27 protein-coding genes are annotated in these 26,715 nt (G+C 69.9%); 17 read left to right on the top strand and 10 right to left on the bottom strand.

The genetic code is table 11. From position 1 onward, the window contains the following. Window positions 1-99 precede the first annotated feature (99 nt). Both AB0H83_RS18435 and AB0H83_RS18430 read right to left on the bottom strand, forming a co-directional pair. Entirely contained in the window at window positions 100-834 is a 735-nt protein-coding gene (locus AB0H83_RS18435) for an SDR family oxidoreductase (RefSeq protein WP_360094764.1), read from the bottom strand. 96 nt (window positions 835-930) lie between these two features. After that, the gene (locus tag AB0H83_RS18430) at window positions 931-1,530 is read right to left on the bottom strand and encodes a hypothetical protein (RefSeq protein ID WP_360094761.1); all 600 of its coding nucleotides are present in this window, start codon (window positions 1,528-1,530) and stop codon (window positions 931-933) included. 395 nt (window positions 1,531-1,925) lie between these two features. On the opposite strand from AB0H83_RS18430, the gene AB0H83_RS18425 reads away from it, so the two are divergent. After that, window positions 1,926-2,540 (top strand): TMEM175 family protein, encoded by a 615-nt coding sequence (locus AB0H83_RS18425; protein ID WP_360094758.1) that lies wholly within the window; start codon window positions 1,926-1,928, stop codon window positions 2,538-2,540. Between the two features lie 68 nt (window positions 2,541-2,608). Next, window positions 2,609-3,082, top strand: a complete 474-nt coding sequence (locus tag AB0H83_RS18420; protein ID WP_360094755.1) for a VOC family protein — start codon at window positions 2,609-2,611, stop codon at window positions 3,080-3,082. Window positions 3,083-3,138: 56 nt separating this feature from the next. Here AB0H83_RS18420 and AB0H83_RS18415 read toward each other — a convergent pair whose 3' ends face one another. The 6 genes from AB0H83_RS18415 to AB0H83_RS18390 all read right to left on the bottom strand — a co-directional run bounded on the left by AB0H83_RS18415 (window position 3,139) and on the right by AB0H83_RS18390 (window position 6,740). Further along, window positions 3,139-3,540 (bottom strand): hypothetical protein, encoded by a 402-nt coding sequence (locus AB0H83_RS18415; protein ID WP_360094752.1) that lies wholly within the window; start codon window positions 3,538-3,540, stop codon window positions 3,139-3,141. A gap of 312 nt (window positions 3,541-3,852) precedes the next feature. Beyond that, window positions 3,853-4,131, bottom strand: a complete 279-nt coding sequence (locus AB0H83_RS18410) for a hypothetical protein (protein ID WP_360094749.1) — start codon at window positions 4,129-4,131, stop codon at window positions 3,853-3,855. Window positions 4,132-4,135: 4 nt separating this feature from the next. Further along, a complete protein-coding gene (locus AB0H83_RS18405) occupies window positions 4,136-4,843 on the bottom strand; it encodes a DUF4386 domain-containing protein (protein ID WP_360094746.1) in 708 nt (235 codons plus the stop codon). A gap of 89 nt (window positions 4,844-4,932) precedes the next feature. Continuing rightward, window positions 4,933-5,157, bottom strand: a complete 225-nt coding sequence (locus AB0H83_RS18400) for a helix-turn-helix transcriptional regulator (protein ID WP_360094743.1) — start codon at window positions 5,155-5,157, stop codon at window positions 4,933-4,935. Window positions 5,158-5,159: 2 nt separating this feature from the next. Continuing rightward, window positions 5,160-5,579: a hypothetical protein gene (locus tag AB0H83_RS18395; RefSeq protein WP_360094740.1), complete on the bottom strand. Its 420-nt coding sequence runs from the start codon at window positions 5,577-5,579 to the stop codon at window positions 5,160-5,162. A gap of 135 nt (window positions 5,580-5,714) precedes the next feature. Then, window positions 5,715-6,740, bottom strand: a complete 1,026-nt coding sequence (locus AB0H83_RS18390) for a LacI family DNA-binding transcriptional regulator (RefSeq protein ID WP_360094737.1) — start codon at window positions 6,738-6,740, stop codon at window positions 5,715-5,717. Between the two features lie 200 nt (window positions 6,741-6,940). Here AB0H83_RS18390 and AB0H83_RS18385 point away from each other — a divergent pair, with 200 nt between their 5' ends. The 8 genes from AB0H83_RS18385 (at window position 6,941) to AB0H83_RS18350 (ending at window position 20,276) form a co-directional block, all read left to right on the top strand. Beyond that, window positions 6,941-8,773 (top strand): beta-L-arabinofuranosidase domain-containing protein, encoded by a 1,833-nt coding sequence (locus AB0H83_RS18385; RefSeq protein WP_360094734.1) that lies wholly within the window; start codon window positions 6,941-6,943, stop codon window positions 8,771-8,773. Between the two features lie 29 nt (window positions 8,774-8,802). Next, window positions 8,803-12,108, top strand: a complete 3,306-nt coding sequence (locus tag AB0H83_RS18380) for a discoidin domain-containing protein (protein WP_360094731.1) — start codon at window positions 8,803-8,805, stop codon at window positions 12,106-12,108. A 30-nt stretch (window positions 12,109-12,138) separates the two neighbouring features. Beyond that, on the top strand, window positions 12,139-13,143 hold the full coding sequence (locus tag AB0H83_RS18375; protein WP_360094728.1) for a LacI family DNA-binding transcriptional regulator: 1,005 nt from the start codon (window positions 12,139-12,141) through the stop codon (window positions 13,141-13,143). 34 nt (window positions 13,144-13,177) lie between these two features. Beyond that, window positions 13,178-14,455 (top strand): sugar ABC transporter substrate-binding protein, encoded by a 1,278-nt coding sequence (locus AB0H83_RS18370; protein ID WP_360094725.1) that lies wholly within the window; start codon window positions 13,178-13,180, stop codon window positions 14,453-14,455. A 50-nt stretch (window positions 14,456-14,505) separates the two neighbouring features. Then, window positions 14,506-15,423 (top strand): sugar ABC transporter permease, encoded by a 918-nt coding sequence (locus AB0H83_RS18365; protein WP_360094722.1) that lies wholly within the window; start codon window positions 14,506-14,508, stop codon window positions 15,421-15,423. A gap of 13 nt (window positions 15,424-15,436) precedes the next feature. Further along, window positions 15,437-16,219 (top strand): carbohydrate ABC transporter permease, encoded by a 783-nt coding sequence (locus AB0H83_RS18360; RefSeq protein ID WP_360094718.1) that lies wholly within the window; start codon window positions 15,437-15,439, stop codon window positions 16,217-16,219. Between the two features lie 73 nt (window positions 16,220-16,292). Next, entirely contained in the window at window positions 16,293-18,770 is a 2,478-nt protein-coding gene (locus AB0H83_RS18355; RefSeq protein WP_360094714.1) for a beta-L-arabinofuranosidase domain-containing protein, read from the top strand. Window positions 18,771-18,797: 27 nt separating this feature from the next. Then, window positions 18,798-20,276 carry a family 43 glycosylhydrolase gene (locus tag AB0H83_RS18350; RefSeq protein ID WP_360094711.1) on the top strand — a complete coding sequence of 493 codons (1,479 nt, stop codon included), beginning with the start codon at window positions 18,798-18,800 and terminating at the stop codon, window positions 20,274-20,276. Window positions 20,277-20,457: 181 nt separating this feature from the next. Here AB0H83_RS18350 and AB0H83_RS18345 read toward each other — a convergent pair whose 3' ends face one another. Together AB0H83_RS18345 and AB0H83_RS18340 are read right to left on the bottom strand one after the other, a co-directional pair. After that, a complete protein-coding gene (locus tag AB0H83_RS18345; RefSeq protein ID WP_360094708.1) occupies window positions 20,458-21,885 on the bottom strand; it encodes an aminotransferase class V-fold PLP-dependent enzyme in 1,428 nt (475 codons plus the stop codon). Continuing rightward, on the bottom strand, window positions 21,878-22,549 hold the full coding sequence (locus AB0H83_RS18340) for an XRE family transcriptional regulator (protein WP_360094705.1): 672 nt from the start codon (window positions 22,547-22,549) through the stop codon (window positions 21,878-21,880). Before AB0H83_RS18340 ends, AB0H83_RS18345 begins: the two co-directional genes overlap by 8 nt. Window positions 22,550-22,658: 109 nt before the next feature. On the opposite strand from AB0H83_RS18340, the gene AB0H83_RS18335 reads away from it, so the two are divergent. The 7 genes from AB0H83_RS18335 (at window position 22,659) to AB0H83_RS18305 (ending at window position 26,551) form a co-directional block, all read left to right on the top strand. Continuing rightward, entirely contained in the window at window positions 22,659-23,198 is a 540-nt protein-coding gene (locus AB0H83_RS18335; protein WP_360094702.1) for a SigE family RNA polymerase sigma factor, read from the top strand. Further along, window positions 23,195-24,007 (top strand): hypothetical protein, encoded by an 813-nt coding sequence (locus tag AB0H83_RS18330; protein ID WP_360094699.1) that lies wholly within the window; start codon window positions 23,195-23,197, stop codon window positions 24,005-24,007. Before AB0H83_RS18335 ends, AB0H83_RS18330 begins: the two co-directional genes overlap by 4 nt. Before the next feature lie 72 nt (window positions 24,008-24,079). Further along, window positions 24,080-24,298, top strand: coding sequence for a hypothetical protein (locus AB0H83_RS18325; RefSeq protein ID WP_360094696.1), 219 nt, complete (start codon window positions 24,080-24,082; stop codon window positions 24,296-24,298). 504 nt (window positions 24,299-24,802) lie between these two features. Then, window positions 24,803-25,237, top strand: coding sequence for a hypothetical protein (locus tag AB0H83_RS18320; RefSeq protein ID WP_360094693.1), 435 nt, complete (start codon window positions 24,803-24,805; stop codon window positions 25,235-25,237). Next, on the top strand, window positions 25,234-25,539 hold the full coding sequence (locus AB0H83_RS18315; protein WP_360094690.1) for an SH3-like domain-containing protein: 306 nt from the start codon (window positions 25,234-25,236) through the stop codon (window positions 25,537-25,539). Before AB0H83_RS18320 ends, AB0H83_RS18315 begins: the two co-directional genes overlap by 4 nt. Then, window positions 25,536-26,219 (top strand): thiocyanate hydrolase subunit gamma, encoded by a 684-nt coding sequence (scnC, locus tag AB0H83_RS18310; RefSeq protein WP_360094687.1) that lies wholly within the window; start codon window positions 25,536-25,538, stop codon window positions 26,217-26,219. Before AB0H83_RS18315 ends, scnC begins: the two co-directional genes overlap by 4 nt. Further along, window positions 26,216-26,551, top strand: a complete 336-nt coding sequence (locus AB0H83_RS18305; RefSeq protein WP_360094684.1) for a hypothetical protein — start codon at window positions 26,216-26,218, stop codon at window positions 26,549-26,551. The genes scnC and AB0H83_RS18305 overlap by 4 nt, the downstream gene beginning before the upstream one ends. Window positions 26,552-26,715 lie beyond the last annotated feature (164 nt).

The following is a 26,715-nucleotide window of genomic DNA, read 5'->3' as shown; positions in this document are numbered from 1 at the left end:
CACCGCGCAACCCGGCAGCGAGAGCCACGAGAAACTGGAGCTCCTGAAAGTGATCGGCAGCCAGCACCTCAACGAGACACCGGCCGCCGATCTCGGCGACTAGCGGGTCAGCCAGTCGCGGTAGGTGGTCTCCGCGAGGACTGCGCCCTCCGGGGCGATCAGGACATCGCCGGGCACCGCGCCGAACATGCCGGCGGCCGGGTCGACGACGACCGGGCGCTTGTCGCCCTTGGCGGCCAGCGCGGCGCGGCCCCACTCGTCGAGCGTGAAGACCTCGGGGCCGGCCACGTTCCGGGTGCCCTGAAGCGGCGCGCCCACGGCGACGTCGGCCACCGCCTTCGCGACGTCGGCCGACGCCATCGGCTGCACCGGCGTGCTGGGCAGCCGCACCGTGTCGCCGTCGGTGGTCCAGGAGAGGATCGCGTCGACGAACTCGAAGAATTGGGTGGCGCGGACGATCGAGTACGGCACCGGGCCGGCCTTCAGGATCTCCTCCTGCAGCACCTTGGCGCGGTAGTAGGCGAGATCCGGCACCTGGTCGACGCCGACGATCGACAGGATCACGGCGTGGCCGACGTCCGCACGCTGCGCGGCTGTCAGCAGGTTGGCCATCGTCGTCCGGAAGAAGTCGGTCGATGCCTCGTCGAAGGTCGGCGAGTTCGTCAGATTCAGCACGACGTCGGTGCCTTTGAGCCCGGTGTCGAGGCCCTCGCCTGTGAGCAGGTCCGCCCCGTTCGACGGGGACAGCGGCACCGCCTCGTGCCCCTCCGCCTGAAGGATCTTGACAACCTGCGACCCGATGAGCCCGGTACCACCTAGCACAGCGATCTTCATGTCTCTCACACCTCTGTCTCGGTCGCGAGGCCGGGCGTTCACCCGGCTACGCCAGCTATGACCGGACAGCACCGCCAGCTGTGACTCGCGCGCATGTCATACACAGAGCGCATGCCGCTGAAGGGTGAGCAGGTCGGTCAGGCCGAAGCGCGCTCCGGCGGCGGGCAGGATCGGCTCCCAGTCCGGTTCCAGGCTCAGGTAACTCGCCGGGTCGGCGCGGAGCAGTCCGATCAGGACCTCCGCCACGATCCGGCCGCAGACCGGGCCCAGCCGGTCGCCGCCGCCGCGGTGCTCGGCCTCCTTGAGGATGTAGAACCACAGCGGGGTGCCGTGCGGCCAGGCCTGCTCCAGTTCGTCGGAGGTCAGCGGCGCCGCGCCGACGAACTGGGCGACCGCCTCGCCGCTGGGCAGCCCGGTGGTTCCGCCGCGCAGCAGGTCGCGTACGGCCAGCGAGCGGTGGGCGGCGGTGTCGACCGCGCCGGTGACCGCTCGGGCAGCCCGATGAGGCTGGCGGCGAGCCGGCCGTCGAGGCGTTTGGCCCGCCTCCTCGCGCTGGGCATCCGCCGGATCGAAGATCCACTCGTCGATCGGTGCGAGGGCGTCCTCGGTCCGGCTGGTCTCGACCTCCGTCAACTCTGCCCTGACGTTGCGCTCGAGCTTGTACAGGAAGGCGTCATCGCTGGTCGGGAAGCTCATCTTCTCCTCCATATGGTACGCGGGTGAACACCAGCCAAGACAGGGCAGCCCGGCGACCTGTGACACGCTGGGCGAGGTGTCACAGGACACGTACGGGAGATGTCGCAACCCACCGGCTGTCCGGCCTCACGGGTTGAGCGGACTCCCCCGCGCTCGGCGCCCACGTACGGGTCGGGGCTCGTGTCGACGGGTTCGGGCAGTCACGGCCCGATGTCGGTCTGGCACCGCTGCCGCACGCCTGTCACAGATTCCACGGCTACCCGGTCTTGGCCGGTGACGACACAGAACGGCAACCACGGTCCTCGGCCGGCCACCAGCTACCAGCTACCAGCAATAAGGACAGGACATGACAGCGTCGAACAAAGGGATCACCAGAAGACAAAGGCGGTAGGCCGGTGAGAACCAGTCGCCTCGAGGCGTTCAGTGATGGGGTGCTCGCCATCATCATCACGATCATGGTGCTGGAGCTGAAGGTGCCGGAGGATCACGACCTCGCCGGCCTTCTCCACACGACCGGTGTCGGGCTGCTGACCTATCTCCTCAGCTTTGTCTATGTGGGCATCTACTGGAACAACCACCATCACATGTTCCATCTGGTACGGCAGGTCAGCGGCGGGGTGCTGTGGGCGAACCTGGCGCTGCTGTTCTGCCTGTCGCTGTTCCCGTTCACGACGGCCTGGATGGACGAGTCGAGGTTCGAGCCGACCCCGGTCGTCATGTACGGCCTGAACCTCCTTGCCGCGGCCATCACATACTTCGGGCTCCAGACGGTAATCATCCGGCAGCAGGGACCGGAATCGCCGTTGCGGCAGGCCGTCGGCAGTGACCTCAAGGGCAAAATCTCCCCCGCGTTCTACCTCGCCGGGATCCTCAGCGCCCTGGCGATCGACCGGAGCGGCCGCATCGGCGTCTGGATTGCCCTCGCGTGCTTCGTCGGCACGGCAATCATGTGGATCATCCCCGACCGCCGCATCGACCGGGTGGTCCGCCAGCACGGGACCGCTGACTGAGACGAGAAATCGACCTCACCGCACGTGACCAGGACCGGCGTCTTCCAATGCCAGAATGGAGCAATCTCATGACAGAACCTGCGCCCGACTTCGCCAACCTCCCCACGCCCGCCGAGGGCATTCTGGAGACGCTGTTCATCACCGTGCGCAAGGTGGCGCGGTCCCGCGACTTCTACTCACGCATTCTGGGCGGCACCGTCGTGCTGGATGAGAACCCGTGCATCGTCAGGCTGTCCAATTCGTGGATTATCATGAACCCCGGTGGCCCGCCCACCCCCGACAAGCCAGGCATTTCAGTGGTCGATTACCAGCCTGGCGACACCACATCGACCTTCCTGAATCTGCGAGTCGCCGACATCCATGCCTCCTACGAGGAGTGGAAGGCGAAGGGCGCGGAGTTCCTGACACCGCCGATCGACCGCCAGGCTGAGATCCGCTGCTACATGCGGGACCCGGACGGATACCTCATCGAGGTCGGCCAGTCCACCGGACTGCTGCAGGGCAAGCTTGCCGCAAAGCGTCCAGAGGACCTCCCCGGCTGACTCGGCCGTGGGTGTCAGCGGCCACGGCGGCGCGGTCGGCGAGTGGAGCGGATGCTTCAGCCATGATCACGTGCGCGCACATCGGCAGGACAGCTCGCCTTGATCTCTCTGAGAGGGTCACCCTCTGTGGCGGGCACCGGCTGGACGCCACGCACCAACGGGCGGCAGATGCGGAAGCTGGGTGACGTGGAGGATGTGACCCCGAATCGACCACGTCGGCTGGTTGCAGCGACACGCTTCCGGCCGGCCTTGACGTTCTGCAGTACAGCGTCGCCGACGGGATCGTTGGACCATAACGCCTCGTGCAGGTTGGACAGCGCCATCAGGTCGGTGACGCAGCCGACGAGTGCGTCGAGGTCCGTGACTGACAACCACCAGTCGTACTGCCGCGACCCGCAGATCTCACCGAGAAGCTCCTTGACCTCGTCCAGGTGGGCGCAGTCGATCGCGCGATCCATTCCCTCGTCCCACGGTGGCCGCGCTGTCTAGATCGACAGGACGAACCCCAGCGAACGACCATCCCGACGTCTGACTCGTCGAACAGTTCAGGCGGCCCGAGGACCCACTGCCGCCGGCTGGCCAGCTGCAGAGACAAGGCTTGCATCGAGTCGGCGACCGAGGCGGACGCCGTTCCTTCAACCGCGGCAACCAGGTGGTCGATCGGGTGATCTTGCCGCATGACGGCCTCCAGTGAACCGGGCTATTGCCAGCCGGACCACGACCTCCGAACCAGCATCGGCAGAAGTGTAGAGCTCTTTCGTGCCGCATGATCAGGTGCGCGGCGTGCCGGCCAGGAGGTTGGAGACAGTCGCCTGGGCGGCTGGCGTCAACGCTGCCCGGCCGGTGGGATTGCGGGTGCTGCCCTCATCCCGGCAGACAACGATCCCGTCAGCTGTTCGCGCCCACTCGGCGGGAAAGGCCGACACGATGCCCTCTGCGATCGTCGTGACCCGTCCGGTCACTCCGATGACCCGCAACGCGTCGGCCAGCCATGCGGTGGCCTCGGCAGCCTCGGCGGTCGTGGCGCCGAGGATCGGCGGCCGCAGCAACGCTTCAGCTTGTCGCCGGCGTCGGGGTGTGGACGGTCGGCGGTGCTTCGTCCAGTGCATGCCGGCGTACGCCGCGGACGAGCAGGTAGCCGACCATCCAGAACTCGCCGACGGACGCGGGGTACGCGAGTGCCTCGGCGATGACCTGTGCGTCTGGGGCGAGGTATCTGAGGAACGCGCTGAGCACGTACCCGGCACCGCCGCCGACGAGGACCCAGCCCAGGGTGCGGGGCATCCAGCCCGATCGCAGCACGCACCAGCCCATGGGGATGAGCCACAGGCCGAAGAACAGTGCTCCCACGCCCCACAGGTTGTCGCTGACCAGGTACAGGACCTGGACGTTGGCCGCCGCGTCGCCGACCGGGTCGGCCGATATCCCGACCGCCGTGGCCAGCAGTGCCGCGCTCATGAGGCCCACGGTCGCGTTGACCAGGCCGAAGACGGCGATCCCGCTCGCCGCAGCGGTGTCTGCGGTGCGGAACAGGCGGTAGAACCAGACGGCGGCGAGGGTCTGGGTGACGACCATGCCCAGTTCCAAGGCGACGCCGGAGCGGGCGAGCGACTCGTGCGTGAGCAGGTTGGCCAGGGTCGCGTCGGGGTCGTCGGCGGCGAAGAGCTGGGGGCGGACAATGAGGAACCCGAGCACGCCGGTGATGGCGTTGCCGAGGTAGAACAGCCCGGTCATGCGGGCGGTACGGGTCAGCGCGTGCATCGTGCCTCCTTCTCGATCCGGGCGAGGCGGTGCGGGCTTGCAGGTGCGTGGATCTGGGCCGCGCGACGCGCCGTGTCACGTTGTGAGGGCTACTCGGGGGTGTCGGGGTATCCGAAGACGTCGTCGAGTGGCACCTGGAACACCCGCGCGATCTGGAAGGCCACCTCCAATGAGGGGGAGTAGCGGCCCTGTTCGATGGCGATGATGGTCTGGCGGGTCACCCCGATGCGGTCGGCCAGCTCCGCCTGGGTCATCTCCCCGTGCGCGAAGCGCAGCGCCCGGATCGAGTTGGTGACCCTGGTCGGCTTGCCCACGGCTACCAGCCCCGCCGGTACGCGACGATCTTCACGACCGCCGAGGCCAGCGCTGCCAGTACGAACGCCAGATAGAGCGCATGAGCGATCCAGAAGTGCCCGGCCTTCGCCATCGTGAGGGCCAGCGGCACGATGGCGGCGATGCTCATGACGTAGAACCCGACATGCTCACCCCGCCGGTTGATCTCCCGATCGCGCTCGTCGGTCCGGTCCGCGTCCTTGGGTGAGGCGATGGCGGTCACGATGGCCAGGACGATGCCCGCGCCGATCCCGGCGCCGATCGCCGTGAGCATCGGCCCCACGTACGCGATCGTCGCCACGTCCGTGCCGGGAACCTTGGACAGGACGGTCGCCAGGTAGGCGACCGGGATGACGACGCCGACCACGGCGGAGATCCAGGTGCGCTTCTCCTCGGAGGACATGCCCCGCTCCCATGTTAAGAAAATTTGACATGTCGAAGGTAAAGTGATCCCGACATGGTGTCAAGAATCTTTGACATGGCATCCGACGGTCGCCGTCGTGCCGGCCGCAACGGGATCGGCTACCGGGCTCGGGCGCTAACGGGTGGTGGGGGCGACGCCGGTGGACTCGCGGACGACCAGGCGGCCGGGCTGGCGGACGACGCCTGAGTGGGCCTCGCCGTCGAGGGCGGCGAACAGGTGCCGCACGGCGGTCGCGCCGAGTTGCTCCAGGTTGAGGTCCACGGTGGTCAGCGGCGGGCGGCACTCGGTGGCGAAGACCTCCCAGTTGTCGTAGCCGACCACGGCCACGTCGTCGGGGCAGGTGCGGCCCAGGTCGCGCAGGGCCTCGGTGACGCCGGAGGCGATCTGGTCGTTGCCGCAGAAGATGGCGTCGATGTCGGGGTGGGACGCGAGGAGGCGGGACGTGGCGTGCCGGCCCCAGCGCTGCGACCACTGGCCGAACAGGGGCTCGCCGACCAGTGACAGGCCCGCCGAGGACAGGCCGTCGGCGAAGGCGAGCGCGCGGTCGCGGGCGGCGCGGTAGCCGTGGTCGCCGGTGATGTGCGCGATGCGTCGCCGGCCCAGTGACACCAGGTGCTCCGCGGCGAGGTGGGCGCCGCCGGCGTCGTCGGCCACGACGGAGAGGTCGGTCGGGTCGTCGGACTCGCAGTAGGCGTACACGACCGGCACCGGGATGCTGCGGGTCAGCGACGGGCGCAGGTCGTTGGCGTCGCCGAGGATGATGAACCCGTCGACCTGGCGGGCCAGGAGCGTGCGGATGTAATGCTGGCGGCGGATCGCGTCGCCGCGGGCGTCGCACAACAGCACGCTCATCTGCTCGTTGCCGAGTGCGTTCTCCGCGCCGAGCAGCACCGGGATGGCGAAACGGGCGGCGGACAGCTCGTCGGTGAGCAGGCCGATGGTGCGGGTGTTGCCCGAGATCAGCCCGCGCGCGAGGACGTTGGGCTGGAACGACAGCTCCTCGGCGGCCTGCTGTACCCGCCGCCGGGTCGCCGGCGCCACCTCGTCGCGGGCGTTGAGCGCCTTGGAGGCGGTCGCCACCGAGACGCCGGCGAGCCGGGCGACGTCGGTGAGGGTGACCTGCGCGCGTTTCCTGCTCACGTGCAGCCTTTCCGGAGGCCGAAAACTTTTCGGCGAGCATACACATGCTTGCTTGCGTGTCACAACCGTCACACGTCGACACGCTGCCGAGATGGCGCGCATGATCTGAAGAAATCGACCGTTGACACGGCGTTCCGGTGCTGCCACCATTCCGAAAAGGTTTTCGTGACTTTCGGGCAGGGCAGGGAAGGCGGTGCCGGGTGACGTCGGACGTACGGCTGGCCAGCGGAGGGCCGGTGCTCCCGTCCCGCGGGGCGCTGCGGCCCGTCGATCCGCGACGGGTGCGCATCACCGGCGGGTTCTGGGCGCAGCGCCAGGCGGTGAACGGCACCGCGACGATCGAGCACTGCCGCACCTGGCTCGACCGCCTCGGCTGGACCGGCAACTTCGCCACGACGGGCACCGGCACGGTGCGCCGCCGCGGCCGGGAGTTCTCCGACTCCGAGGTGTACAAGCACGCCGAGGCGATGTGCTGGGAGTCCGCGCGCCCCGGCGGCACCGCCTATGACGAGCGCCTCGACGAGCTGACCGCGATGATCGCCGGCGCGCAGGCCGCCGACGGCTACCTGCACACCGCGTTCGGCCGGCCCGGCCAGCCGGCCCGCTACAGCGACTTCAACTTCGGCCACGAGCTGTACTGCGCCGGTCACCTCATCCAGGCCGGTGTCGCCGCGGTCCGCACCGGGCGCGCCGCCGGCCTGCTGCAGGTGGCCCGCGGTGCGGCCGACCACGTCTGCGACACGTTCGCCGACACCGGGCTGTGCGGCCACCCCGAGATCGAGACGGCGCTCGTGGAGCTGTTCCGGGTCACGGGGGAGCAGCGCTACCTCGACCAGGCGGCCCGCTTCGTCGAGCGGCGCGGGCACCGCAGCCTGCCCGAGCACGAGTTCGGCTGGCGGTACTTCCAGGACGCCGCGCCGGTCCGCGACGGCGAGGTGTTCGCCGGTCACGCCGTCCGCGCGCTGTACCTGGCCGCCGGCGCCGTCGACGTGGCGGTGGAGACCGGCGACGACGCACTGCTGGAGGCCGTCGCGCGGCAGTTCGACCGGACCCTGGCCCGGCGCACGTACATCACCGGCGGCATGGGCTCGCGCCACCTCGACGAGTCGTTCGGCGACGACTTCGTGCTGCCGCCGGACCGCGCCTACTCCGAGACCTGCGCCGGCGTCGCCACCGTGATGCTCGCGCACCGGCTGCTGCTGGCCACCGGCGACCTGCGCTACGGCGACATCGTCGACCGGGTCCTGCACAACGTCGTGGCCACCGCGGTCGCCGACGACGGGCAGGCCTTCTTCTACGCCAACACCCTGCACCAGCGCACCGTCACCGAGGCCGTCCCGGCGGACCGTGAGCAGCTGCGCTTCGGCGGCGGGCCGCGGGCGCCGTGGTTCGAGGTGTCCTGCTGCCTCAACAACGTGGCGAGGCTCGTCGCGTCGCTGGGCACGTACCTGGTGACCGAGGACGACGGCGGTGTGCAGCTGCACCACTATGCGCCGATGACCGTCGAGGCGGCCGGGATGCGCCTGCGCGTCGACACCGACTATCCCGACGGCGGCAGCGTCGTGGTCACCGTCGAGGAGGCGCCCGACGCCCCGCGCACCCTGACGCTGCGGGTGCCGGACTGGGCGCGGGGCGTCGAAGCCCGCCCGGAGCCGAAGGTGTACCGGCCGGGCGACCAGGTGCGCCTCGACCTGCCGGTGAAGCCGCGCTGGACGTTTCCCGACCCGCGGATCGACGCGACCCGGGGCTGCGCTGCGGTCGAGGCCGGTCCGGTCGTCATGTGCGCCGAGTCGATCGACCAGGAGGACGGCGTCACCCTCGACGACATCCAGGTCGACACGTCTGTCGCCCCCGAGGCCACCGCCGTCAAGGGGCGCCTGATCCACCCCGTCGAGCGCGACTGGCCGTACACCGGCCGCATCGACAGCCCGGAGAGCTCCAACCCGATCGTGGTCACCCTCGTGCCCTACCACCGGTGGGCGCGCCGCGGCCCGTCCGCCATGCGTATCTGGCTCCCGATCGCCACCCCGTAGAAACCCCCACCCGAAATGGAGGTGACGCGATGCCACACCCCCGCTGGAAGTTCAGGCTGGCACTCGCGTTGACGACCGTCCTGACCGGCTCCGCCGGCGCCGCGACCCTGGCCGCCCAACCGGCGTCCGCGGCACAGACCATCGGCTACCCCACGTTCGGCGGGCCCGCCATCCCCACACCCCCCGTCGCGATGAGCACCGGCAACACGATGCAGGCCATCTTCGACGCCGAAAGCGGCGGCACCGACTACTGGATGGACCGGCTGCTGGCCCGGCCCGGCAGTGACCCCGCCGGCACCTGGCTGATGACCCGCGGCCGGGGCGTGTTCATGAAGACGCATGCCCCGGCGACCCTCGGCTTCGGCGGTGACGTCGCCTACTGGGAGAGCATCAACGGCCAGGGCGCGTTCACCGTCACCGCCGGCACCGGCACCTGGACCGAGCAGGTGTCCCAGCGCTGGCAGGCGCCCAGCCACTGGAAGAGCGTGCACACCAACGGCTCGCTGCGCATCAACCAGACGAAGTTCATCACCCACAACAACGTCGCGGTCGACAACCTCGCGATCACCAACACCGGCACCGCGTCGCAGACGATCGCGCTGCGGGTCACCTCGCCCTACGCCACCTCCGGCAGTGGCAACGAGCTGACCGGGCAGGTGAACGTGAAGAACGCCCTCACCACCCTCTACCCGCGGCTGTCCGCCGACGGCTTCACCGCCACCAGCGGCGGGCTCAACCGGTCGGTGACGATCGCCGCCGGCGCCACGGTCACCACCAAGGTGCTGCTCGGCTTCGTCGCCAATGAGATCCCGGACTCGCTGACGGAGTACAACACCTACAAGGGGTACAGCGCGGCGACCGCGTTCTCCACCCACGTGCGGGAGTACAACCGCTGGTGGGCGCAGAACGTGCCGTACCTGGACGTGCCCGAGCCGGCGATCAAGAAGAACATCTACTACCGCTGGTGGCTGATGCGCTTCAACTACCTCGACGTCGACATCCCCGGCCAGGACTTCCAGTTCCCGGTGTCGGTCGAGGGCGCGCTGGGCTACAACAACGCGATCGCGCTCACCCAGCCGATGCACATCGACGACCTCAAGTACCTGCGCAACGCCGCCTACTCCTACGGCCCGTGGCTGTCGGTGGGGCAGACCTCCAAGGGCGGCCGGTTCATGGACAACCCCGGCGACCCGGAGAACTGGTCCAACAGCTACACCCAGTACATCGCCGAGGCCGCGTGGCGCAGCTACCAGATCCACGGCGGGCAGCCCGCGATCGCCGGCAACCTCGCCAAGTACGCCGAGGGCGACGTCAAGGGCCAGCTGTCCTACTACGACCACAACAACAACGGCCTCATCGAGTACGACTGGGGCGCGCTGACCGGCAACGACGCCGACGCCGTGTCGTTCCACTGGCGCTCCGGCAACCTGGACCGGGCCGAGTCGGCGTACGTGTACAGCGGCGCGCTCGCCGCGGTCCAGGCGTACACCGCGATCGGCAACACCGCGAAGGCCGCCGAGATGCAGGTGATCGCCGACCGCATCCGCAACGCCATCGTGTCGACGCTGTGGGACTCGACCAACAAGCTCATCGAGCACCGGCACGTCGCCACCAACACTCTCGTGCCGTGGAAAGAGATCAACAACTACTACCCGTACTCGGTCGGCGCGATGCCGAACACCGACGAGTACAAGCAGGCGCTGCGGCTGTTCGCCGACCCCGCCGAGTATCCGGTGTTCCCGTTCTTCACCGCCAACCAGAAGGACAAGGCGGCCGCCGCCGCGGCGGGCCAGCCCGGCAGCAACAACTTCTCCACCATCAACTCCACGGTGCAGTTCCGGCTGTACTCCTCGGTGCTGCGCAACTACCCGAACCAGTGGATGCCGGCGGAGGACTACAAGAAGCTGCTGTACTGGAACGCCTGGGCGCAGTACATCGGCGGCAACACCCAGTGGCCGGACGCCAACGAGTTCTGGGCCGACTGGAACGCCGGCACCAAGACCATCGACTACCGGTCCTGGATCCACCACAACATCCTCGGCAGCAGCAACTGGACCGTCATCGAGGACGTGATGGGGCTGCGGCCGCGCAACGACAACCAGGTCGAGCTCAGCCCGATCAACATCGGCTGGCCGAACTTCGCGGCGAACAACCTGCGCTACCGCAACGCCGACCTCAGCGTCGTGTGGGACGACCCGGCCGACGGTGTCGTCAAGTACAGCGGCATCCCGCAGGGCTACTCCATCTTCGTCAACGGCACCCGGGTCGCCACCGTCGACAAGCTGGTCCGGCTGGTCTGGAACCCGGCCACCGGCGCGGTCACCTTCCCCGCCGGCGGCGGCGCGACCGTCCAGTTCAGCGCGGCCTACGCCGGGCTGCAGGCGCCGACCCAGGTGAGCCAGGGCAGCGCCCAACTCGTCGACATGTTCAACAAGGCCGGCGTCGACCTCACCTCGACCCTGCCGAACTACGCCCAGGGCGTGGCCACCACGGCGTCCTACACCGTCAGCGGCACGGCCGGCGCGAACGCCGTCGACGGGTTCCCGATCAACGAGCCGCTGTGGGGCACCTACGGCTCGCCGAACGCGACCGACTGGCTGGAGCTCAACCTCGGGCAGGCCCGCACGGTCGACGAGGTGCGGCTGTGGTTCCGCAACGACCGGGCCACCAACCGGTACCGGCAGCCCAGCTCGTACCAGATCCAGTACTACAACGGCAGCGCCTGGGTGAACGTGGCGTCGCCGGTGAAGACGCCGGGCACGCCCCGGGCCAACTACAACGTGGTCAACTTCGCCGCGGTCAGCACCACCAGGCTGCGGGTGCAGGTCACCCACGCGTCGGGCTTCAAGACCGCCCTCACCGAGGTCAAGGTCTACAACCGCGGCGGCACGGTGCCCCCGCCGACCGGCGGCAACCTGGCGCTGAGCGCGACCCCCAGCGCGTCCTACACCTCGGCGTGGGAGAGCGTCGCCGCCCTCAACGACGGCATCGACCCGCCCAGCTCCAACGACACGGTCAACCCGCGCTGGGGCACCTGGCCCAACACCGGCGAGCAGTGGGGGCTGCTGACCTGGTCGGGCGCGCAGACGCTGAACGCGGCCGACGTGTACTTCTTCGACGACAACGGCGGCGTGCGGCTGCCCGCCTCGTGGAAGTTGCAGTACTGGAACGGCACCGCCTACGTGGACGTCGCCGGCGCGTCGGGCTACCCGCTCGGCATCAACCAGTACAACCACGTCACGTTCACCGCGGTGAGCACGACCAGGCTGCGGGTGCTGCTGCAGAGCGGCACGGCATCGGTCGGCCTCCTCGAAGTCAAAGCGTTCGGCCCGTAGGAGATGCACACCGCTCGAAGGCCCCCGGCGATGCGGGACGTCGCCCACCTCGCCGGGGTGTCCCACCAGACCGTGTCCCGGGTGGTCAACGACCACCCGAGCGTCCGGTCCGAGACCCGGGCCCGGGTCCTGGCGGCGATGCGCGCGCTGGACTACCAGCCGAACGTCGCGGCCAGGACCCTCGCCACCAACCGGTCGCAGACCATCGGCCTGGTCACCTTCGACACCACGCTGTTCGGGCCGTCGTTCATGGTCCACGCCATCGAACGCGCGGCCCGGGAAGCGGGCTACTTCGTCAGCATCGCCAGCGCCAGGGAGCTCAACGTGCCGTCGGTCCACGACGCGATCCGCCGGTTGCGGGAACAGGCGGTCGAGGGCATCATCACCCTCGCCCCGGTCGCCGCGGCCTGGACGGCGCTGGGCCGCTCACTGCTGGACGTGCCGGCGCACGTGCCGATCGTCGGCATGGGCATCGACGCGCACGCCATGCCCGAGGTGCCGATGGTCGCCGTGGACAACGCCGCCGGCGCCGGGCTCGCCACCCGGCACCTGATCGCCCTGGGGCACCGCACCGTGCACCACGTGGCGGGCCCACCCGAATGGCCGGAGGCGCGCGAGCGGATGGAGGGCTGGCAGTGCGCGCTGAGCGACGCCGGCCTGCCGGTGCCGCAGGCGCTGCCCGGCGACTGGAGCGCGCGGTCCGGCTACGCGGCCGGCCGCGCGCTCGCCGCGGACCCGGCGGTCACCGCCGTGTTCTGCGGCAACGACCAGATGGCGATCGGCGTGCTGCGCGCCATGCACGAGGCCGGGCGGGCCGTGCCCGGGGCGGTCAGCGTCGTCGGGTTCGACGACCTGCCGGAGGCACCGTACCTGCAGCCTCCGCTGACGACCGTCCGGCAGGACTTCGCCGAGCTCGGCCGGCGCAGCATGCACCTGCTCGTCACCCAGATCGCGGCGGGCGTGCGGCAGACCGGGCAGCACCGGTCCGCCCCCGACCTCGTCGTGCGTGAAAGCACCTCCGCTCTTGCTTCTTGATAACGCTCACAAACAATGTGTCAGGAGGAAGACCTTGAACCGTGTACTGCGCGGCACCGTCGCCGCCACCCTGCTACTGGCTGGGGCCTTGAGCACGGCCGCCTGTGGCGGGGACGACGAGGCAGCCACCCCGGAGGCCGCTGACAGCGGCGCCACCCTGACCCTGTGGACCCGCGCCGCCACCGAGTCGGTGTCCAAGGCCTACGCGGCCGCCTACAACGCCACGCACAAGAACCAGGTCCAGGTCACCGCGTACCCGAACGAGGAGTACCCGGCGAAGCTCGCCTCCGCGGCCGGCGCCAAGGCCCTGCCGGACCTGTTCGCCTCCGACGTGGTGTTCGCGCCGCAGTACGCCTCGCAGGGGCTGTGGCTGGACATCACCGACAAGTTCAACGCCCTGCCGGTCAAGGACGAGGTCGCCCCGGCGCACGTGCGCAACGGCACCTGGAACAAGAAGAACTACGCGGTCCCGCACACCATCGACATGTCGGTGATGCTGTACAACAAGGACCTGTTCACCAAGGCCGGCCTCGACCCGGAGAAACCGCCGACGTCCCTGACGGAGTTCGCCGCCGCGGCCCGCGCCGTGGACAAGCTCGGCGGCGACATCAACGGCACCTACTTCGGCGGCAACTGCGGCGGCTGCAACGTGTTCACCCTGTGGCCGTCGGTGTGGGCCGCCGGTGGCGACGTGATGAACGCCGAGGGCACCGCCAGCACCATCGACTCCAAGGAGATGGCCGAGGTCTTCGCCCTCTACCGCAAGCTGTACGAGGAGGGCGTCGCCGCACCCGCGTCCAAGGACGAGGCCGGCCCGACCTGGCTCGGCGCCCTGCAGAGCGGCAAGATCGGCATCGCGCCGGCGCCGTCGGCGTGGCTCGGCATCATCGAGGAGAAGGCCGCGTTCAAGGTCGGCATCGCCCCGATCAGCGGCATCAACGGGGGCGAGTCGACGTTCGTGGGCGGCGACTCGATCGGCATCGGCGCCACCAGCAAGCACGCCGCGCAGGCCTGGGACTTCCTGGCCTGGACCCTCGGCGACGAGGCCCAGGTCGAGGTCGTCGCGAAGGGCAAGGGCGTGCCGACCCGCACCGACCTCGCGTCGAACAAGTACTCCTCCGCCGACCCGCGCATCGTCACCATCAACAACCTGATGGGCAAGGGCCGCACCCCGTACGCGAAGAACTTCAACGCCACCTACAACGACCCCCAGAGCCCCTGGAACACCGCGTTCCGCGGCGCGCTGTTCGGCGACGCGCAGAAGTCCCTCGGCGACGGCGCCTCGGCGCTCACCGCCTCCCTGAAGAAGTAGTCGCCGGGCCCGCCCTCCACCGCGGGGGCGGGCCCCCGTCCCGGAGAACGATGATGACGTTGCTGGCGCCAGCGCGACCGACGGTCCTGCCGTCGGCGCCGCCGCGAAGGAAACGCAACAAGCAGTGGATCGGCGCCCTGTACGCCGCGCCGACCGCGTTCGTGGTGGGCATGTTCTTCGTCGTGCCGCTCGCGCTGGTCGTCTGGATGTCGCTGCACCACTGGCCGCTGCTCGGCGCGCCGACGCTCAACGTCCCGGACAACTACGCCGGGCTCGGCGACGACGAGCTGCTGCGCACCGCCGTGTGGTTCACCCTCAAGTACACGGTGGTCGTCACCGTCCTGCTGTTCGCGCTGTCGTTCGGGCTGGCGCTCATGGTGCAGCACCGCGGGCGCGGCGTCGGGCTGCTGCGCACCGCGTTCTTCCTGCCCGCCGCCGTCGGCTTCGCCAGCGCGTCGCTGCTGTTCCTCGGCCTGCTCAGCGACGAGATCGGCCCGGTCAACGACCTGCTGGCCGGGGACGGCTACCTGTCGCTGACCAGCGGCAGCCCCAACACCGCGCTCGGCTCCGCGGTCGTGCTCGTGCTGTGGCGCTTCGCCGGGTTCAACATGCTCATCCTGCTCACCGGGCTGCAGGCGATCCCGCTCGACGTGTACGAGGCCGCCCGGCTGGACGGCGCGACCCGCTGGCAGATCTTCCGCCGCATCACCGTGCCGCTCATGCGGCCCACCATCGCGCTCGTGCTCACCCTCATGATCACCGGCTCGCTGCTCGCCTTCGACCAGTTCTGGATCCTCACCCGCGGCGGCCCCGACAACAGCACCACCTCGCTGGTCATGGTGATCTACCGGGAGGCGTTCATCGAGCTCGACCTCGGCTCCGCCGCCGCGATCTCCGTGGTCCTGCTCGGGGTGCTCATCGTGTTCAACGCCATCCAGCTCGGCGTGCTGCGCCGGCGATCGCAGTAGGGGAGCCGTACCGATGACGCGCAAGATCAGCGCCGCCGCGCTCGCCATCCTGTTCCTGTTCCCGCTGCTGTGGAGCGCCTGGGCGTCGGTGCGCACCCCGACCGGCTTCGGGGTGGAGAACTACCGCCGCCTGTTCACCTCCGACAACGGCATCCGGGCCGAGCACGTCATCAACAGCCTCACCGTGTGCGCGCTCACCGTCGGCGGCACGCTGCTGGTGGCGACGCTGGGCGGCTATGCCTTCGGCCGCTTCCAGTTCCCCGGCAAGAACGTCCTGTTCCTGCTCACCCTCGCCATCCTGATGGTGCCCTACGCGACCATCCTCATCGCCCTGTACGTGCTGCTGGAGTGGATCGGGCTGCAGGACTCGCTGCTCGGGCTCAGCATGGTGCTCATCATGTTCCAGCTGCCGTTCTCCATCTTCATGATGCGCAACGCGTTCGAGGCGATCCCGAAGGAGCTGGAGGAGTCCGCGCTCATCGACGGCTGCACCAGCTTCGGCGCGCTCACCCGCATCATGCTGCACGCGGTGCGGCCCGGACTGATCACCGTCGGGCTGTTCGCCTTCCTGACCTCGTGGAGCGAGTTCTTCGCCCCGCTCATCCTGCTCAACTCCACCGGCAAGTTCACCGTCATGCTCGCCGTGGTCAACATGCGCACCGCCTCGTTCGGCGCGATCGACTACGCCGCCCTCGAGGCCGGGGTGACGTTCATGGCGGTGCCCTGCCTGCTGCTCTTCCTGGTGCTGCAGCGCAGCTACGTCCGGGGCTTCATGTCGGGCGCGCTGCGCGGCTGACCCGCTCACTGCAACACGGCGGACCGTCCACCTCGGACGGCCCGCGGACACCCCATACCCTCGGGAGGGACCCATGTCCTCACCACCGGTGACCCGCCGCAGCGTGCTGCGGACCACCGCCGCGGTCGGCGCCGCCACCGCCGCCGCCCCGCTCCTCACCCCCGGCTCGGCCGCCGGGGCCGCCGCGGCCGCAGCACTGGCCAGGCCAGACACCGGCGTCTCCGCCTACGCGTTCCCGCTCACCGCCGTGCAGCTGCTCAGCAGCCCGTTCAGCGCCGCCGCCGGCCGCATCCACGCCTACCTGCTGTTCCTGGACAACGACCGGCTGCTGCACACCTTCCGGCTCAACGTCGGGCTGTCCTCCACCGCCACCCCGTGCGGCGGGTGGGAGTCACCGACCACCGAGCTGCGCGGGCACTCCACCGGCCACATCCTGTCCGCGCTCGCCCAGGCGTACGCCAGCACCGGCAACACCGCCTTCAAGACCAAGGGCGACCAGCTCGTCACCGTCCTCGCCCAGTGCCAGGCCCGGGCCGGCACCGCCGGCTACAACACCGGCTACCTCAGCGCCTTCCCGGAAAGTTTCATCGACCGGGTCGAGGCCCGGCAGGCCGTCTGGGCGCCGTACTACACGCTGCACAAGCTCATGGCCGGGCTGCTCGACATGCACCTGCTCGCCGGCAACGCCCAGGCGCTCACCGTGCTCACCGGCATGGCCGCCTGGGTCAAGTTCCGCAACGACCGGCTCACGCTGACCCAGCGGCAGAACATGCTCGACACCGAGTTCGGCGGCATGAACGAGGTCCTCACCAACCTTTACCAGCTCACCGGCACCGCCGCGCACCTCGCCGCCGCGCAGCAGTTCGACCACGCCGAGATCTTCGACCCGCTCGCGGCGGGCACCGACAACCTGAACAACTACCACGCCAACACCCAGATCCCGAAGGTCATCGGCGCCATCCGCGAGTACCACGCGACCGGCACCACCCGGTACCGCGACATCGCCGTCAACTTCTGGGACATCGTGACCCGGCGGCACACGTACGCGATCGGCGGCAACTCCAACGGCGAATACTTCAAGGCACCCGACCGCATCGCCAGCGAACTGTCCGACACGACCGCCGAGTGCTGCAACACGCACAACATGCTGAAGCTGACCCGGCAGCTGTTCTTCACCGACCCGACCCGCGTCGACTACCTCGACTACTACGAGAAGGCGCTCTACAACCACATCCTGGCCTCCCAGGACCCGAACTCGGCGCACGGCTTCCAGTGCTACTACGTGCCGCTGCGCGCCGGCGGCATCAAGACCTACAGCAACGACTACAACAGCTTCGTCTGCTGCCACGGCACCGGCATGGAGAGCAGCACCAAGTTCGGCGACAGCATCTACTTCCATGACGGCGCGAGCACTCTGTACGTGAACCTGTTCATCCCGTCGGTGCTGACCTGGTCCGCGCGCGGGGTCACGGTCCGGCAGGAGACCGGCTTCCCGGAGGCCGCAGCCACGAAGCTCACCGTCACCGGCGCCGGCACGTTCACCATGAAGGTGCGCATCCCGTCGTGGGCCACCGGCGCCACGGTCCGGGTCAACGGCACGGCCCTGGCCGGCCCGGCGCCCGGCACGTTCGCCACCATCGCCCGCACCTGGGCGTCCGGGGACGTCGTCGACGTGACCCTGCCGATGGCGCTGACCCGCGAGGCGGCCAACGACAACAGCAGCGTCCAGGCGGTGAAGGTCGGCCCGATCGTCCTCGGCGGCCTCTTCGGCACCAGCAACCTCAGCGCGCTGCCGGTGCTCAACCCGGCGTCGCTGACCGCGACGGCGACCCCGTTGCAGTACACCGCGGGCGGCGTCACCCTCCAGCCCTTCTACAAGATCCACGGCCAGCGGTACAGCGTCTACTGGTCGGTCACCACAACCCCGCCGCTGCCGCTGTTCGTCGCGCATTACCAGTTCGACGGCAACGGCGCCGACGCCACCGGCAACGGCCGCACCGCCGTGGTCGTCAACGGCAGCTACGTCACGGGCCGCACCGGCAGCGCCGTCAACCTCAACGGCAGCAACGGGTACGTGGCGCTGCCGGCCGGCATCCTGGCCGGCGCGACGAACTTCTCGGTGGCCCTGTGGGTGCGCGTCGACGCGCTCGCCAACTGGGCCCGCGTCTTCGACTTCGGCAGCGGCACCGGCGTCAACATGTTCCTCACCGCCCGCTCCGGCTCCGGCACCGCCCGCTTCGCGATCACCGCCACCGGCGCCGGCGGCGAACAGCGCATCGACGCCCCCGCCGCCCTGCCCGCCGGGGCGTGGACGCACGTCGCGGTCACCCGCAACGGCAACCTCGGCGTGCTGTACGTCAACGGCGCCGAGGTCGCCCGCAACACCGCGCTCACACTCAGCCCGGCGAACCTCGGATCCACCACGCAGAACTGGGTCGGGCGGTCCCAGTACGCCGACCCGTACCTCGACGGGGCCGTGGACAGCCTGCGTGTCTACAGCCGGGCCCTGACCGCCGCCGAGGTCGCCGACCTCGCCTCCAGCGGCACCTGAACCCCTTTTCCGGAAAGGAGGACTCTCATGCGTCGTCCCGTAGTGCTCGCCCTGTTGGTCGCGGCCGGGGTGCCGATCCTCGCCCAACCGGCCTCGGCCGCGCCCGTCACGTTCACCAGCACGGTCGTGAGCCAGTCCACCGGCCAGTGCGCCAACGTCCCCAACGGCGCGCCGACCAACGTCCTGCAGCTCGTCCTGGCCGGCTGCAGCGGCGCGACCAGCCAGAGCTTCACGTTCGTCCCGGTGGCGAACACGACCGGCACCTACACCGTCAACACGCTCACCTCGGGCTCCTGCGTCGACGTGACCGGCCGGTCCACCGCCGACAACGCGGCGATCATCCAGTACACCTGCAACGGCCAGACCAACCAGCAGTTCCGGCTGCAGGCGGTCACCGTCTCCGGCGCCACGAACACGTTCAACCTCGTCGGCGTCCAGTCGGGCAAGTGCGTCGCCCCGGCCTCCGCCGGCCTGGTGCAGCTGACCTGCTCGTCGGCGGCCACGCAGGTGTGGCGGCTGCCGTCGTACAACGGCGGCACCAGCACGACGCGGACCTTCGCCAACCCGCTCGACCCGCAGGGCCCCGACCCGTGGCTCACCTACTACGACGGCTACTACTACCTGGCGTCCACCACCTGGAACCGCACCATCACGATGCGCAAGAGCCGCACCCTCGGCGGCCTGGCGACGTCACCGGAGACGGTCATCTTCAACCTGACCCGCCCCAACGGCGCCGGCACCATGTGGGCGCCGGAGTTCCACCTGCTCAACGGCCCCAACGGACAGCGCTGGTACTTCTACTACACGGCGGGCGCCGAGCCGTTCAACCTCGGCACGCAACGCATCCACGTGCTGGAGAGCGCCGGGCTCGACCCGATGGGCCCCTACTCGTTCAAGGCCGACCTGCTCGACCCGACCCAGGACAACACGTGGGAGCTCGACCCGGGCATCCTGCAGCTCAACGGCCAGCTGTACCTGCTCGGCACGTTCTACAACGGCTCCCAGCCGATGTTCATCCGCCCGCTGAGCAACCCGTGGACCGCCAGCGGCACCCGCCGCATCCTGTCCACCCCCACCTACAGCTGGGAGACGGTCGGCGGCGCCGTCAACGAGGGCGCCGAGGTCCTGCAGCGCAACGGCAAGACCTTCATCATCTACTCCGCCAGCCACTGCTCCACCCCCGACTACAAGCTGGGCATGCTCACCTACAACGGCGGCGACCCCCTCAACTCCTCGTCGTGGGTGAAGTCGCCGAACCCGGTCTTCCAGCGCTCCAACGCCAACTCGGTGTACGCCCCGGGCCACAACGGCTTCTTCAAGTCCCCCGACGGCACCGAGGACTGGATCGTGTACCACGCCAACAGCTCCGCCAGCGGCGGCTGCGACATGAACCGCAGCACCCGCGCCCAGAAGTTCACCTGGAACGCCGACGGCACCCCCAACTTCGGCGTCCCCGTCGCACTCGGCACCCAGCTCGCGGTGCCGTCCGGTGAGCCCGCGCCGTAGGCGCGCCGGGCGGTCGTGGTCCTTCCCCGTCACCCGCCGGTGGCGGGGGAGGATCCGGCGGGTTCACCTGCCCAGATTTCCAGCGGTTCCCTGGAGGTCACGGCGCAGCTCCGGTCGAGCCGGCGGGCATGATCGAAGCGGCACACCACCGCGCCGAGGTCGACGATCAGCCAGTGGGCTTTCACGGCGGTGCCGGCGCCGTCCCGACGGTCGCCGCGGCCCGGATCTCGTCGAGCAGCAGCGCGAGGTCGTCGTCGGTGGTCGCCGGGTTCAGCAGGCAGGCGCGGAGGGCCTCCGCTCCGGCCAGTCGCGTGCCCGTCAGGAAGGCGCGCCCCCGGTGCTGGACGGCCACCGGGATCCGGCGGTTGAGCTCATCCAGCCCGTCCTCCCGGTCGACCGGGTGATACCGGAAGGCGACGATCGAGGCACCGACCGGGGCCAGCAGCTCGAAGTCCGGAGCCTCGATGATCATCGCGGCCAGCCTGCGGGCCCGCTGAACGGTCGTGTCGACCAGCCGGATGATGCCGTCCCGGCCGAGGTGCGACATGGTGGCCCAGACCCGCAGAGCCCGGAACGGGCGGGTCTGCTCCGGGCCGTACTCGGAGAACCACCCGAGCCCGCCTTCCCGCTCGTCCCGCAGATAGGCGGGCACCAGGCTGAACGTGGCACGGGTCAGCGCCGGGTCACGCCAGAGCACACACCCGCTGTCGACCGGTACGCCGAGCCACTTGTGCGGATCCAGCGCCAGCGAGTCGGCCCGCGCCATGCCCGCGTAGCCGGCCGCGGCACCGCGGGCGAGCACGCCGAGCGCACCGTATGCGCCGTCGACGTGGAACCACATCCCGTGCTCGGCGGCGACGTCCGCGATCTCGTCCAGCGGGTCCAGCGCACCGGTGTTGACGGTGCCGGCGGTCGCCGCGACACAGAACGGCAGCAGCCCCGCCCGTGTGTCACGGTCCACCAGGTCCCGCAGCGCGTCGACGTCCATGCGGAACCGGTCGTCCACCGGCACCACCCGCACCCGCCGGTGGCCCAGGCCCAGCAGCTCGGCCGCCTTGCGCAGGCAGCTGTGCCCCTCCGCGGACATGTACATGACCATCGGGGGGAGGCCGTAGAGCCCGTCCGCGCGGATGTCGACGCCCTGCCGGTCCGCGGCACGCTGCCGGGCGGCGGCCAGCGCGATCACGGTCGCCATGGAGGCGCCACTGGTCAGCAGCCCGCCGCCGGGACGGTGCGGGTAGCCGACCAGCTCGGCAAGCCATCGCAGCACGGTGTGTTCCAGCAGGACGCCGGCGTGGTCGCCGCCTGCGCAGCTCGGATTCAGGGCGGCGGCGAGCGGTGCGACAAGGACGCCGGCCGGCGACGGCGCGGAGTTCACCCAGCCGAAGAACCGGGGATGACCGTTGCCCATCGGGTACGGCAACATCCGGGTGCGGATGTCGTCGACCAGGTCGGACAGCGACCTACCCGCCGCCGGCAGGTCCTGGCCGCTCAGCCAGCCGTGGTCGGGCTCCGGCACCGGCTGCCACACCGGCCGGTCGCCGACGCCCGCCAGATAGTCCGCCGTCACGTCGGCCGCGATGCGGCCCACCTGCCTCAGCTCATCCATCGCCGCCGCCCCCGCGAATTCCGTCGCCGCCGCCCCCGCGAGTTCCGTGGCCGCCGCCCCCGCGAGTTCCGTGCGGCCCGGCGGTCCCGAGCGCCATCACCAGGTAGTAGACACATTCCACGCCCCCGCCGTTGGCGAACGCGTGCCGGCAGTCGCCGGGGAAGTAGGCGGAGTCGCCGGCCTGCAGCGTGGAGCCCTGACCGTCGATGGTGAGCGTGAGCCGGCCCGACTCGACCGCCACGTACTCCCGCGAGCCCGGCTGATGCGGCGAGAACTCGCCGGCGTCGACGCCGGGTCTCAGCACGGTGCGCATGAACTCGAACTCGACGCCGGGCAGCACCGGGGACAGGATGCGCCGCTCCCACCCGGCCGGATCGCGCACCACCCGCTGTCGTTCGTTGCGCAGCACCACCAGCGTGTCGCCGACGGGCTCGTCCAGCAACCGGGCGATCGAGGTGCCCAGGGCGGTCGCCAGCCGGTCCAGCACCAGCACGGTCGGCGTCTTCATGCCCCGCTCCACGTCCGACACCATGCTGCGGCTCACCCCGCTCAGCTCGCCCAGCTGCTCCAGCGCGAGCCCCTGCGCCCGCCGCCGGGCCCGGATCCGTGCACCCAGCTCAGCCATCGACAGGCCGCTGGAGAGCAGCCCCAGGTTCTCCGACACTTCTCCACGATAGCAGAATTCAATCCGCTATGAAGGAACTGTGCTGGTGTCCCGCAACCGGGCAACCGGGCCGGCGGTGCGGTACGTGTCTTACTCGATGATGATGAAAATGCTCCGGCGACGGGACCGGCGGGCACACGACGAAGAGTTCGTCGCGTACTACGCGGCCCGCGCCGGCCACCTGAGAAACACCGCGTATCTGCTCTGCGGGGACTGGCACCTCGCCGAGGACCTGACGCAGACGGCGTTCACGAAGCTGTACCGGGCGTGGGCGCGCATCGACCGGCACGACGTGCTCGACCAGTACGCGCGGCGGGTCCTGCTGCGCACGTTCCTCGACGAGCACCGGCGGCCGTGGCGGCGGGAACGCGCCGTGCTGCCCGGCGACGAGACCCTCGACGCGGTGGTGCCCGAGCACCGCGGCGTGGAGGACCGGCAGGTGCTCAAGACGGCGCTGCTGCGCATCCCGAAGGGACGGCGGGCGGTGCTGGTCCTGCGGTTCTGGGCGGACCTGTCGGTCGAGCAGGTCGCCGAGGTCCTCGGCTGCTCCACCGGCACCGTCAAGAGCCAGACCGCCCGAGGCCTCGACAACCTGCGTGAGGTGCTCGGCGACACCTTCGAACCCACCAGCCTGAAAGGACAATCATGACCATCACCGATGTCAGGCACCTGTGCGAGCTCGCCCTGGACGTGGAGGCACCGCCGCTGCGCGGCGCCGACCAGACCCTCGCGATCGCCGCGCGGGCCGCGGCCCGCCGGGACCGGATCGTGGCCACGAGCGTCGGCCTGGCCGGCGTGACCGCCGTCGCGGCGCTGGTGACCCCCGCGCTGCTGCCCGCCTCGGTGCCGGCGCCGCCCGTCGTGGCCGCACCGGCGGCGCCCGCGTCCACGGCCGTGGCATCCGCGGCGCCGGTACCGTCGGCGACCGCCGCCGCGACCCACGACCGCCGCATGTACGACGTGCTGGTCGCGGCCCTACCGGCGGGCTATCAGGGCAGCAGCCGGTACCCGTTCGCGGGCCCGTCCCAGCAGCCGGTCCGCCTCGACTCGCCGCCGCCGGCGACCCCGGTGTACGTCCACGCGTACGTCGAGGTCACGGTCTCCGACGGGCGCGGCGAAGGTCAGCTGCTGGCCGCGATCGCCGCCGACGGCACGCCGCTGCCGACCGGCGGCGACCTGTGCGCCCTGCCGGAGCCCGGCCGCGACTGCCGCGTGATCGACGTCGCCGGTGTGCCGGTCCGCGTCGGCATCGAGGACGACGAGCAGGGCGGCGACGTGCTGGTCGCCCGCCGGTACCTCAACGGCGGCTTCCTGATGATCACCGCCCAGCGCAGCGTGCCCGAGATCGGCCTCGGCACGCCGCAGCGCCGGCCGAGCCTCAAGCCCGCCCTCGGTGCGGCGTTCCTCACCCCGGAGCAGCTCGCCGCCGTCGCCGCCGACCCGGCGATGCTGCCCTGAGCCCCCGCGCGGTGGAGGCGGCCCTGGCCTCCACCGCGGCCGGAGGTGTACCGGGAGACCAACGACTGCGCCGTGAAGTGGTGCGCGGCCGGGACGCCCCGCATGGCCGGCCGGGGGATCACGTTGCGGCACTGGCTGGCGCTGGCCAACTTCCTGGCCGATCGCGACCCGGCCGGCACGAAGGTGCTGCTCCGCGGGATCGGGCCGTACCTGGGCAGCACCCCGGCGTACGGCTACTTCTGGATGCGGCAGAGCGAAGGATTCCAGGCCGTCCGGCGATGGGTGGGGTGAACTCTGCACGGTTGCGGGAGCGGCCGGTGGAGCCGTGACGGACCTCGTGCGCCACGATCGCGGTCAGGAAGCGTTGTCCTCGCCGTCGTCCCTGCGGGGCTGATGCCGTGCGGCGTGCCATGGCGTAGCCAGTCACCAGCCATCGGACGGACGGTGACCGTCCATGGCACCTTCCGCTGATCACCTTGTGGCCACCTGCCGTTCGCGACCACGCATGGTCCGGCCTGCCCGCCGCGGGTGGTGGCGGGGGGGATACACCGAACAGATGCGCCGTTCGGCGGTGTCCTCGTGGCTGCCTGGGTAGCGTGGGCCTGGGGGATGTGACGGTCGCGCGCAGGGGTCGTCGAGAAGCACGCAGAAATCGTGCACTGCAATCATGTGCACGTCGTTATGGCCGCAGATCTGGGCGGCCAGCGGCACTCTTCGGTGCAGTCGACCGGCCCGTGCGTGATCGTCACCGCCTCGGGAATGCAGTCCGCTTGCAACCAAGCGACGGAGGCAACAATGAGCACGACAAGCCTGAATGCCCGCTTCGAGGAGATCACGCGGGGGATCGCCGGCATCCTGCCCGTCGAGCGGACCCCGCTGGACTCACCCTACGAGATCTCGAACGAGACGTACGCGGCGCTCCGCACCGTCCTGCACGACGTGGGTGGACAACCCGCGCTGCCGGAGCCGTACAAGGAGAAGGGCGAAGAAGCCTGGGAGATGAACACCTACGTCACCTGCGAGTGCCTGGCGTGGGGTGGCGCGTGGAACGCGGAGATCAGGCGCAGGGCGGAGAACGACCTCGGAGCAACGCTCTACTACGGTCTGCCGTACTACGCGCGGTGGATCACCGTCGCCGCCAAGACGCTCATCGACAAAGGGCTGATCACGCCCGACGAACTGTCCTCGAAGATCGACGAGGTACGGGCGCGCATGAAGGAGCAGTCATGACACAGCGACGGTTCTCGGTCGGGGATCGGGTGACGGTGCGGGACGCCACCAGCCTGTTCCACACCAGGACGCAGCGGTACGCCAGAGGGCGGACCGGTGTCGTCACCGAATACCGGCCCGAGTGGGTCATCCCGGAGGATGAGGCCTGGGGCCGTGACGAGGACGGCCGCCACGAGCCCTTCTACGTCGTGCGCTTCCGGCAGACCGACCTCTGGCCCGACTACACCGGCTTCGACGTCGACACGTTGGAGACCGAGTGCTCCGAACGCTGGCTCGAACCCGAAATGGTGGGCACGAAATGACTTATACCGAGCACGAGCACATCGAGGGACCCACCGAGGTCAGTGAGTTCGAGGTGCTGGAGCGCGCGGTGCGTGAGCTTGCCATCGAACACGGCCTGTTCTCCGCCGAGGACCACCGGCGTTTCACCGAATGGGCCGAGGCGCGCACGCCGGCCAAGGGCTCCCAGCTCGTGGCCAAGGCGTGGCTCGATCCCGCCTTCAAGCAGCAGCTGCTCAGCAATGGCACCGAAGCGAGCAAGGCGGTGGGCGTCGACTGGCTCGACCCGACCGGGAAGGGCACGCCCAGCGACTACACGTACTTCTATGTCCTGGAGAACACGCCGAAGGTTCACAACGTGATTGTCTGCACGCTGTGTTCCTGCTACCCGCGGCCCGTCCTCGGGATGTCACCGGACTGGTACCGGACGCCAAACTATCGGCGGCGGCTGGTGCGCCGGCCGCGTGAGGTGCTGGCCGAGTTCGGTCTCCACCTGCCGTCGGACGTCGAGGTGCGGGTGCACGACTCGAACCAGAAGTCCCGGTTCATGGTGATGCCCATGCGCCCGGAGGGCACCGAGGGGTGGTCCGAGGAGCAGCTCGCGTCGATCGTGACAAGGGACACGATGATCGGTGTCGCCCTGCCGAACCCTGAGTGGACGGCCACGAACCCCCCGAACGCGAAGACAGGTGCACGTCGATGACCGACACGTCGACGGATCACCTCCTGACCGGCATCTTGAGTCCTCAGACCCGGCGCCAGGATCGCAGCCTGCCCGACCTGGACCGCACACCGGACCCGTGGGAGTCGAGCATGCAGGCGACCTGCGAATGCCTGTCGTGGCGCGGCGCTCTCGACAACCTCGAACGCCGGCATGCCGAGGACCGGCTGGGCGAGACCGTGTACGTCGACTATCCCGTGCAGGCCCGATCCGCGCTTGTGGTCACCCATCTGCTGATGGAGCAGGGCATCCTGGACGAGCAAGAGCTGCGATCGAAGATGGCGCAGGTCCGCGCCAGGCTTGAGGATGTCTGACCTCGCGGGTCGGCCCGCCGGATGGACCGCCTGAGCTGCCGGCCGTGCCCTGCGCGCGGGCCGGCAGCTCTCCACGTTTCAGGCTGGCACTGGATGCCGGCTCGTTGGGCAGGCGATTGCTGGTAGCGGGTGGTGTTGGAGGTCGCTGCGCGGGTATCGGCGCG

It is taken from the genome of Dactylosporangium sp. NPDC050688, assembly GCF_040654515.1.
GTDB lineage: Bacteria > Actinomycetota > Actinomycetes > Mycobacteriales > Micromonosporaceae > Dactylosporangium.
Note: the sequence above shows the minus strand (reverse complement) of the source record. Positions and strands in the feature narration are given on the sequence as shown.

Bases quoted from the DNA above. Each gene is read 5' to 3' on its own strand.
- AB0H83_RS18435 (WP_360094764.1), bottom strand. From the start codon at position 834: ATGAAGATCGCTGTGCTAGGTGGTACCGGGCTCATCGGGTCGCAGGTT.
- AB0H83_RS18430 (WP_360094761.1), bottom strand. From the start codon at position 1,530: ATGAGCTTCCCGACCAGCGATGACGCCTTCCTGTACAAGCTCGAGCGC.
- AB0H83_RS18420 (WP_360094755.1), top strand. From the start codon at position 2,609: ATGACAGAACCTGCGCCCGACTTCGCCAACCTCCCCACGCCCGCCGAG.
- AB0H83_RS18415 (WP_360094752.1), bottom strand. From the start codon at position 3,540: ATGGATCGCGCGATCGACTGCGCCCACCTGGACGAGGTCAAGGAGCTT.
- AB0H83_RS18405 (WP_360094746.1), bottom strand. From the start codon at position 4,843: ATGCACGCGCTGACCCGTACCGCCCGCATGACCGGGCTGTTCTACCTC.
- AB0H83_RS18395 (WP_360094740.1), bottom strand. From the start codon at position 5,579: ATGTCCTCCGAGGAGAAGCGCACCTGGATCTCCGCCGTGGTCGGCGTC.
- AB0H83_RS18380 (WP_360094731.1), top strand. From the start codon at position 8,803: ATGCCACACCCCCGCTGGAAGTTCAGGCTGGCACTCGCGTTGACGACC.
- AB0H83_RS18375 (WP_360094728.1), top strand. From the start codon at position 12,139: ATGCGGGACGTCGCCCACCTCGCCGGGGTGTCCCACCAGACCGTGTCC.
- AB0H83_RS18365 (WP_360094722.1), top strand. From the start codon at position 14,506: ATGATGACGTTGCTGGCGCCAGCGCGACCGACGGTCCTGCCGTCGGCG.
- AB0H83_RS18360 (WP_360094718.1), top strand. From the start codon at position 15,437: ATGACGCGCAAGATCAGCGCCGCCGCGCTCGCCATCCTGTTCCTGTTC.
- AB0H83_RS18355 (WP_360094714.1), top strand. From the start codon at position 16,293: ATGTCCTCACCACCGGTGACCCGCCGCAGCGTGCTGCGGACCACCGCC.
- AB0H83_RS18350 (WP_360094711.1), top strand. From the start codon at position 18,798: ATGCGTCGTCCCGTAGTGCTCGCCCTGTTGGTCGCGGCCGGGGTGCCG.
- AB0H83_RS18345 (WP_360094708.1), bottom strand. From the start codon at position 21,885: ATGGATGAGCTGAGGCAGGTGGGCCGCATCGCGGCCGACGTGACGGCG.
- AB0H83_RS18335 (WP_360094702.1), top strand. From the start codon at position 22,659: ATGCTCCGGCGACGGGACCGGCGGGCACACGACGAAGAGTTCGTCGCG.
- AB0H83_RS18330 (WP_360094699.1), top strand. From the start codon at position 23,195: ATGACCATCACCGATGTCAGGCACCTGTGCGAGCTCGCCCTGGACGTG.
- AB0H83_RS18320 (WP_360094693.1), top strand. From the start codon at position 24,803: ATGAGCACGACAAGCCTGAATGCCCGCTTCGAGGAGATCACGCGGGGG.
- AB0H83_RS18315 (WP_360094690.1), top strand. From the start codon at position 25,234: ATGACACAGCGACGGTTCTCGGTCGGGGATCGGGTGACGGTGCGGGAC.
- scnC (WP_360094687.1), top strand. From the start codon at position 25,536: ATGACTTATACCGAGCACGAGCACATCGAGGGACCCACCGAGGTCAGT.
- AB0H83_RS18305 (WP_360094684.1), top strand. From the start codon at position 26,216: ATGACCGACACGTCGACGGATCACCTCCTGACCGGCATCTTGAGTCCT.